Source organism: Edaphobacter sp. (assembly GCF_035532915.1).
In the GTDB taxonomy this organism is placed as follows: domain Bacteria; phylum Acidobacteriota; class Terriglobia; order Terriglobales; family Acidobacteriaceae; genus Edaphobacter.
Map to the genome: position 1 here is coordinate 1 of NZ_DATKQC010000409.1, position 3,039 is coordinate 3,039.

2 protein-coding genes are annotated in these 3,039 nt (G+C 59.3%); both read right to left on the minus strand.

Features of this window, described 5'->3' with window-relative positions; all coding sequences use genetic code 11:
- Nucleotides 1-187: 187 nt before the first annotated feature.
- Complete coding sequence (locus VMU57_RS19165) at nt 188-2,398, minus strand: recombinase family protein (RefSeq protein ID WP_325386362.1); 2,211 nt, start codon at nt 2,396-2,398, stop codon at nt 188-190.
- Nucleotides 2,391-2,549 (minus strand): hypothetical protein, encoded by a 159-nt coding sequence (locus tag VMU57_RS19170; RefSeq protein ID WP_325386363.1) that lies wholly within the window; start codon nt 2,547-2,549, stop codon nt 2,391-2,393. Before VMU57_RS19170 ends, VMU57_RS19165 begins: the two co-directional genes overlap by 8 nt.
- Between the last annotated feature and the right edge of the window lie 490 nt (nt 2,550-3,039).

Consider the following 3,039-nt stretch of genomic DNA (forward strand, 5'->3'; position numbering starts at 1 on the left):
TACCGGGGCCGATCAACCTGGAGCCGATACTGGAACCTGTGTTCCATAAGGACTCCTACGGGTATCGCCCCGGCAGGTCGGCACACGATGCACTGGCCGTGGCGCGGCAGCGATGTTGGCGTCATGACTGGGTGCTGGACCTGGACATCAGGAGTTTCTTGGATCCATCTCCATACTGCCCCCAGACTCATGAAGTAGTTGCAAATAGCCTCGGTTGATCATCCATAACTCTGATTCTCAAGCCCTTACGCCGTCCGCTTGTCACAAGCATGGCTTCGAGGTCGCCACGCTTTACACGCTGCAACACCGTCTGGCGCGAGACGCCGAGTTTCATGGTTGCTTCCAGCATGGGCAGATACTCTGGTGGGGCCTGCTCGACGATTCGCGATCGCAGTTCTTCGGTGATGCGGATTTGCCATGGCGCGCCGGGAGTGACCTGTTCACCGGCGATGAAGCCTTCTGCCAGCCAGCGATGGATGGTGGATGTATTCATTCCCAGGATCTTCGCGGCCTTGCAGATAGGGACGACTTCGCCTTGCGGAGGCTGCGCCGGTGGCTGAAAACGAGGGATGCCGCGATAACGTCGCAGATTGCCGACCTGATTGGCGGTGAAGCGTTCCCCGGTCGCTGTCTTGCGTCCCTGACGATTCAGTATGCCGGCGATGACTTCGTCGGGATAGAGAGCTGCCAGACGGGGTAACAACGAGATCGTGTCTTCGCTGGTGCGCAGACCGCGTGGCAGGGAGCGCGGCAGAGGAAGATCGATCTCGGTAAGCTCGCCACCTCGCCAGCGCAGCGTCAGATGAGCCCGGTGTTCGGGGCGATCGACAACCACAATCACCTCTTCCAGCAGCGTGCGCAAAAGCTCCTTCCGATCACGATCCGTGGTGGTGGGCGCCGTCCAGACTTTGCGCAGATCGGAACCGAGAGCGCGGACCCTGGCTTTCTCTTCCGGGCTGAGTGTGCGAGGACGCTGTTGCTGCCGGCGCTCGAGCTCTGCCTCAGCCGCCGTGAGCTCACGCAGCCGTTTCTCCCATTCGGTTTCCAGCCCGCGCGCCACTAGCCTGTTTTCCGGTTCCACCGCGCGATATTGGCGTTCGGCACGTTCGGCCTCATAGCGCGCTCGTTCTACCGCCAGACGCCATTGCCCGAGCGCCGCATCGTGATCCGCTTCCAGCTGCCGCATAGCCTGTTCGGTAGCTTCCACAGCAGCCGGCGTCAACGCTTTCAAAAACGCATCCGCTACCGCTTGATCGATCTGGACACCGCCGACGTTGAGACAGTAAACGCCCCGTCCCTGAACGATGTCTTTGCCTGAGCAGTGATAACCTGGCGAGGCATTTCTGCCGCTATAGTGAGTATGCAGATGGCGGCCGCACTTGCCGCAGATGGCAAGACCTTGAAGCAGTGCAGCGCCTTCTCTCACTGCGCCGCCTGCCTGGTGAGGTTGGGGATGAACGTTGGCGTCGATACGGTTCTGGTTGGCTTGGTAGGTAGCCCAGTCGATGAATCCTGGATGGTGATCTGGAAGAAGCACCGCCCACTCGGCCAGGGGGAGATGACGAGTTCGTCTGCGGAACCTGCCCTGTTCATCGACATAACGCTCATGGCGGCACTTACCGTAAGCATATGCGCCAGCATACACCGGATTGGTGAGCACATTATGGATGGCGGTATACGTAGGAGCAACCCACCGGATCTGGCTGTTCATGGTGGCTCGCAGCGGGAAGGAAAGTCCCTCGGAACGGAACCAGAGCCAGACCTTGCGGGCCGATCCCAGTTCCGTGAACTTCGAGAATACCGTGTGAAGGGCGCCGACCACGGCTTCGTCGGATTGAAAGAGCACTTCGCCGTCCTCCTCACCCCAGACAAAACCTACGGGCAGACCCCGGCGTAGTTCGCCGCGTGCGGCCTTGTTGCGGATTCCGCCATCAAGCCGGGCGCGCAGGATATGAAGTTCTGCTTCCGACATCGTGCCTTTCAACCCGAGGATCAATCGATCGTTAAAAAGAGCCGGATGATATATTCCGTCGCTGTCTCCGATCAGCGTATCTGTCATGCCGCACAGATCGAGTAGACGGTACCAGTCGGCGTTGTTGCGCGCCAGGCGCGAGACTTCCAGTCCGAGCACGATGCCCACGTGGCCCAGAGCCACTTCCGCGGTCATGCGGGCGAATCCGGAGCGCTTGACCGATCCGGAGCCGGAAAGGCCAAGGTCCTCGTCAACGACGGTCACCTGTTCCTTGGCCCACCCCAGTTCGCAAGCCTTTTCCACCAAAGCATACTGACGCGCCGTCGACTCTCGGTTGTATTCCACCTGCGACGGGCTGGACTGTCGGATATAGACAAACGCTGCGCGTCGCGTATGGCTGAGCTTTATCTTACCGGATTCACTCATCACCATTCTCCTTGTCGTGGGGCAGGGTGGCGTTGGCGATCAGCCGCGCCAGGACGTAGATGGCCAGAAGCTGTTGCTCGGCCTGCAGGGCTTCCCAGGGACTGCTTTCCTCGAGAAGCAGATCGAAGAGACTCGGATGGTTTTCTTGCAAGGGGGCTCTCCTTCTCGGCCGCCTCGCTTGCAATGGCCGCAAGGCGCTTGAGGAGAGCGTCTGTGATAGCGCGTGCGTGAAGCAAGTCCTCTATGGAACCCAGCGCGGCCGTGGCTCGCACAGAGACAGCCTCTCGTGGCCTGGTCACAGAGGAAAAATCTGTCCAGTCCGCGGGGATCATAGACTTACTGCCATCGGGTAGGATCAGGATGAGATACAGTCGCCCCTTGCGATGCATCGCCCGAAACAACTCAAGCGACCTTCCCTCAAACGGATGACGAGCACGGATGACAGTGACTCGATCGAGAAGGTCCTGATGATGGGTAGTGTGTCGTAACTTCCTTTGATCAAATCGATCATGCTCTCTTGATAAAAGCGGTACGCTCTCACGTCAAGGAAAACTGGATTCTACTGAATGTCGAGCGGTGGCTCTACTCACCCAAGGTCACTTCGATAAAACCCCTGCCAAGCACCTGCCGCTGTGCCGCGA

Excerpts from the sequence above, each read along its gene's own strand:
- VMU57_RS19165 (WP_325386362.1), bottom strand. The coding sequence starts at position 2,398 with ATGAGTGAATCCGGTAAGATAAAGCTCAGCCATACGCGACGCGCAGCG.